Origin of the sequence: Actinophytocola sp., from assembly GCF_050699915.1 — a bacterium.
GTDB lineage: Bacteria > Actinomycetota > Actinomycetes > Mycobacteriales > Pseudonocardiaceae > Actinophytocola.
In genome coordinates this window covers 1-4956 of the sequence record NZ_JBOHGA010000334.1, presented here as the reverse complement: position 1 = coordinate 4956, position 4956 = coordinate 1, and the positions used below count along the sequence as shown (strand labels likewise).

Sequence of the window (4956 nt, the reverse complement as noted above, 5' to 3'; positions counted from 1 at the left end):
GCGCTCGTTCCTCGCGCCTGCGCGCGCTCCTCAGTCCAGACGGCGACCGCTCCCTCACTCCCGCTCCCGGTCACTGGCCCGCCACCACCTCGGAGACCTGGCTGACCGGCTCACCGAGTGCGTCGACGACCTCCGCCATCTCCTTGATGTCCGCCTCAGTCAGCTCCGTGTACAGCTTGAACCCGTCCCCGACCCGCTGCTTCTCCAGCACCTCGTCCACCGCGGCGAACCGCTCGTCCAAAGTGGACAGCAGGTCCGGGTCGCGCTCCTCGATCACCGGGCGCAGCGCTGCGATGGCCGCCTGTGAACCGTCCACATTGGAGCGGAAGTCCCACAGGTCGGTGTGCGAGTAACGGTCCTCCTCGCCGGTGATCTTGCCGGTGGCGACCTCGTCCAGCAGCTCCTTCGCTCCGTTGGCCAGCTGCAGCGGGGTCAGTTCGAGGGTCTTGGCCCGGTTGACCAGGTCCTCGATGTCGCTCATCAGCCGGTCGGCCATCGACGCCGAGTCGGCCTGCAGGCCGCTGACCCACAGGTCCTTCTCCAGCCGGTGGAAGCCGGTGAACTCCAGGCCCTCCTCGATGACGTCCTCGCGGCCGTCGATCTTCGGGTCGATGTCACCGAAGCTCTCCGCGACCGGCTCGATCCGCTCCCAGTAGATCCGGGTCACCGGGAACAGCGCCTTGGCCTCGTCGACCTTCTTGCCCTTGACCGCGTCGACGAACTCCTTGGTCTTGGTCAGCAGCGCGTCGCACTGCGAGTTCACGTACCGCTGGTAGCTCTTGGTGGCCTCGGCGAGCTTGGTGTCGCTGTCGACCTGCTTGTCGGCCTGGCCGTTGACCCGGAACGCGTCCCGGATGCCCTTGCCCTTCATGCCGGGCTTGCACGCGGTCTCGTACTCGCCGCCCTCGCTCACCTCGACGATCAGCCGGCGGGTCAGCCCGGGCGTGATGTTCTCGACCTCGCCCATGATCCGGTCGCCCTCGGCGTAGAGGTAGAACTCGGTGACGCGGGAGCCCTTGTTGGTCACCTCGAACGTGATCGTGCCGGCGTCCGCCTCCGCGCGCCCGACGTCGCAGGCGTCGTCGTTGGCGGCGACCGCGATGGCGCCGCCCTTCTCCTCTTCCGGAGTCGTGGTGCCGCAGGCGGTCAGCAGGACCGCGCAACCCACGACGATGGCGAGACGTTTCACTGCGTGGCCTCCTTGGCGACGGCGGGGGTTGCCGCGGAAACCCTGCGCGGCATCAGGAACAGCGGCAGCACGACGGCCACGTAGGCGACCCAGGCGATCGCCTGCAGCACGGTGGTCTGCGCCGAGTAGTTGAGCAGGCCCTTCAACAGCGCGCCGTACCAGGAGTCCTCCGGCATCGGCCCGGACAGGTCGAAGGCCAGCGTGTTCAGGCCGGGCAGCACCCGGGCCTCCTGCAGGTCGTGCACCCCGTAGCCGAGGATGCCGGCGGCGACGAACACCAGCAGCACGCCGGTGATCTGGAAGAACTTCGCCAGGTTGAACCGCACCGCGCCGCGGTAGATCAGCCAGCCGAGCACGATGGCCACGGTGATGCCGACGATGAACCCGATCAGGGGCTCGGTGGTGCCGCTCTCGGCGGTGCGGACGTTGGCGTAGAAGAACGCCATCGTCTCCAGGCCCTCACGGCCGACAGCCAGCAGCGCCATCGCCACGACCGCCGCCGGACCGAGTTCCACCGCGGCGGCGAGCTTGCCACGCAGCTCGGTCGCGATCACCCGGGCAGTCGCACGCATCCAGAAGATCATCCAGGTGACGAACGCGACCGCGACGATCGACAGCGAGCCGCCGACGATCTCCTGCGTCTCGAACTTCAGCTCGCCGATCGTGTACGCCACGACTGTGCCGATCACGAGGCAGATCGCGAGCGCCGCGCCCACTCCGATCCAGACCCACTTCAGGTGGTCCCGCCGGTCGGTCTTGACCAGGAACGCGACGAGAATGCTGATCACCAGGGCGGCCTCGAGGCCTTCCCGCAGGCCGATCAGCGCGCTGCTGAACAGCACGGTGCCTCCGATTTCGGTATGCCTAACCTGGCAGAAGATAGGTAAGGCTCACCTCAAAGTCCAGCCGATGATCCAGGTTGCAACCAACTCGCCGCAAACTTGCGTGTTTCGGGCCGTTTGTCCTGTTCACCGACAGTGAATAAGGGACAAACAGGATCGGCCGCACGGGTGGATTCCGTCGTCCCGCCCGCGTCCGGTCGCCCGGATCCGTAGCCTGGATCGCGTGGCCGTACCTCCGAGACCCCCCTCGACCACGCAGCCCATGCCCTCGCCGAGCTCGCCCGGCGGCCGGCGCAGGCGTCGGTGGGCCGGTCCGGTCCTGCTGGTGGCGGCGCTCCTCGCGGGCGTCGTCGCGGTCGGCATCGGGCTGAACCGCCCGGACGGCGAGCGCCCGGAGCCGCCGTTCGCGGCGCCGGACTTCGAGGTGCCGCACCTGGCGGTCGCGCCGGGCAGCGCCGTGCCGCAGGACGCGGCCGTGGCACCGGGTTCCGCGCGCACGCAGCCGCGGCCGACCACCGCCGCGGTCCGGGACTGGGCCACCACGCTCGCGGAGAAGACACAGATCCCGTCGCGAACCCTGGTCGCGTACGCCGAGGCCGAGCTCGCCGTGCGGACGAGCGTGCCTGCGTGCGGGCTGAGCTGGGCGACGTTGGCCGGGGTGGGCCGGGTCGAGTCGCACCACGGCGAGTACAACGGCTCGGACGTCGGCGACGACGGCCGGCTCGCGCCGCCGATCGTCGGTGTGCCACTGGACGGTTCGGGGGGCGTGCAGGCGGATCCGCGACACCGACCGCGGCAAGCTCGACGGAGACCCGACCTGGGACCGCGCGGTCGGCGCGATGCAGTTCCTGCCGGAGACGTGGCAGCGGTGGGGTGTGCGCGCGAGCCGCGACGGCAAGGCGCCGGACCCGCAGAACATCGACGACGCCGCCCTGACCGCCGGCCGCTACCTCTGCGCGAGCGGCGGCAACCTGTCGAAGGCGGCGGGCTGGTGGCGAGCGGTCATGACCTACAACCGGTCGGTCACCTACGGCCAGAAGGTGTTCAGCGGCGCCGACGCCTACGCCAAGGAAGCCGCCAAGTTCTGAGACCTCAGCGGTCGTTCTCGACCGCGATGCGGGCGCTGATCTCGCCGAGCGCCTCCTGGTACTCCGGCAACGGCTGCATGGCGACCGCGAGGCGCAGCTGGGTCTGGGCCTCGGTGAGCCGGCTCTGCCGCTGCAACGCCTTGCCGAGCGCGAAGCGCGCGTAGTGGTCGGTCGGGTCCAGCTCGAGCACGCGCAGGAACGCCTGCTCCGCCCGGCGCAGCTGGGCCGAGCCGAGGTACGCGCGACCGGCCAGCAGCTGAACACTCGACGAGTCCGGCTCGGCCGCGAGGACCGGCGCGAGGGCGGCGAGGGCGTCGAGCGGCCGGCGTTGCGCCACCAACGTCTCCGCGCGGCGGAACGCCTCGAACGTGCCCTGCCCGTCCTCAGTCATGGTTGCTGTCAACGCTACCCAAAAGACCCGCTGTTCCATAAACCTTCGCCGCGTGCCTCCGTCGGGCGCCTGAACCGCCCCGCTAGTCTCGAACTCGCCCGACGTCCCCGATGCCGGTTGAGGAGCAAGCACGTGGCGGTTATCGAACAGGTTGGCGCACGCGAGATCCTGGACTCGCGTGGTAACCCCACGGTCGAGGTGGAGGTCGCGCTCGACGACGGCACGCTCGCCCGCGCGGCCGTGCCCTCCGGCGCGTCGACGGGCGAGCACGAGGCGGTCGAGCTGCGCGACAAGGACGCGGGCCGCTACAACGGCAAGGGCGTCGAGCGCGCGGTCACCGCGGTCCTCGACGAGATAGGCCCGGAGCTCGCCGGGGTGGACGCGGTCGACCAGCGGATCGTGGACCAGAAGCTCGTCGACCTCGACGGCACGCCGGACAAGTCGCGGCTGGGCGCGAACGCGATCCTCGGCGTCTCGCTCGCGGTCGCGAAGGCGGCCGCGGATACCAGCGGGCTGGAGCTGTTCCGCTACGTCGGCGGCCCCAACGCGCACGTGCTGCCGGTGCCGATGCTCAACATCCTCAACGGCGGCGCGCACGCCGACACCGACGTCGACATCCAGGAGTTCATGATCGCGCCGATCGGCGCGGAGTCCTACCGCGAGGCGCTGCGCTGGGGCGTGGAGGTCTACCACTCGCTCAAGTCGGTGCTGAAGAGCCGCGGCCTCGCCACCGGCCTCGGCGACGAGGGCGGCTTCGCGCCGAGTCTGTCGAACAACCGCGAGGCGCTCGACCTGATCGCGACCGCGGTGGAGAAGGCCGGCTTCGCGCTCGGCTCGCAGATCGCGTTCGCGCTCGACGTCGCCGCGACCGAGTTCTACGCCGACGGCGCCTATGCGTTCGAGGGCAGCAAGCGCAGCGCCGAGCAGATGCTGGGCTACTACGCGGACCTGACCGACGCCTACCCGATGGTGTCCATCGAGGACCCGCTGGCCGAGGACGACTGGGACGGCTGGGTGCGGCTCACCGACGAGATCGGCGAGAAGGTCCAGCTGGTCGGCGACGACCTGTTCGTCACCAACCCGGACCGGCTCGAGGAGGGCATCGCTCGCCGCGCCGGCAACGCGCTGCTGGTCAAGGTCAACCAGATCGGCACGCTGTCCGAGACGCTCGACGCGGTCGCGCTCGCCACCTCCTACGGCTACCGCAGCATGATGAGCCACCGCTCCGGCGAGACCGAGGACACGACGATCGCCGACCTCGCGGTCGCCACCGGCGTCGGCCAGATCAAGTCCGGCGCGCCGGCCCGCGGCGAGCGCACCGCCAAGTACAACCAGCTGCTGCGCATCGAGGAGATCCTCGGCGACGCCGCCCGCTACGCCGGCGACCTGGCGTTCCCTCGGTTCAACCCGGAGTCCTAGGTGGCCGCCGACCGCGCCCGCCGGGGC

The 4956-nt window shown here is 70.3% G+C and carries 6 protein-coding genes; 2 read left to right on the top strand and 4 right to left on the bottom strand.

Annotated elements, in window-relative coordinates; translation table 11 throughout:
- Positions 1-70: 70 nt before the first annotated feature.
- The 3 genes from efeO to ACRDSK_RS31800 form a co-directional block, all read right to left on the bottom strand.
- Positions 71-1189 carry an iron uptake system protein EfeO gene (efeO, locus tag ACRDSK_RS31810; RefSeq protein ID WP_431445101.1) on the bottom strand — a complete coding sequence of 373 codons (1119 nt, stop codon included), beginning with the start codon at positions 1187-1189 and terminating at the stop codon, positions 71-73.
- Positions 1186-2031: an iron uptake transporter permease EfeU gene (efeU, locus tag ACRDSK_RS31805; protein WP_431445100.1), complete on the bottom strand. Its 846-nt coding sequence runs from the start codon at positions 2029-2031 to the stop codon at positions 1186-1188. Before efeU ends, efeO begins: the two co-directional genes overlap by 4 nt.
- Positions 2032-2157: 126 nt before the next feature.
- On the bottom strand, positions 2158-2724 hold the full coding sequence (locus ACRDSK_RS31800; protein WP_431445099.1) for a hypothetical protein: 567 nt from the start codon (positions 2722-2724) through the stop codon (positions 2158-2160).
- A gap of 47 nt (positions 2725-2771) precedes the next feature.
- On the opposite strand from ACRDSK_RS31800, the gene ACRDSK_RS31795 reads away from it, so the two are divergent.
- Complete coding sequence (locus tag ACRDSK_RS31795; protein ID WP_431445098.1) at positions 2772-3119, top strand: hypothetical protein; 348 nt, start codon at positions 2772-2774, stop codon at positions 3117-3119.
- Between the two features lie 4 nt (positions 3120-3123).
- Here the strand turns inward: ACRDSK_RS31795 and ACRDSK_RS31790 are convergent, their stop codons facing one another.
- Positions 3124-3510, bottom strand: coding sequence for a tetratricopeptide repeat protein (locus ACRDSK_RS31790; protein WP_431445097.1), 387 nt, complete (start codon positions 3508-3510; stop codon positions 3124-3126).
- Between the two features lie 132 nt (positions 3511-3642).
- On the opposite strand from ACRDSK_RS31790, the gene eno reads away from it, so the two are divergent.
- Positions 3643-4929 (top strand): phosphopyruvate hydratase, encoded by a 1287-nt coding sequence (eno, locus tag ACRDSK_RS31785; protein ID WP_431445096.1) that lies wholly within the window; start codon positions 3643-3645, stop codon positions 4927-4929.
- Positions 4930-4956 lie beyond the last annotated feature (27 nt).

What these genes read in the sequence shown, in the direction of transcription:
- ACRDSK_RS31790 (WP_431445097.1), bottom strand. Translation starts at nt 3,510, where the DNA reads ATGACTGAGGACGGGCAGGGCACGTTCGAGGCGTTCCGCCGCGCGGAG.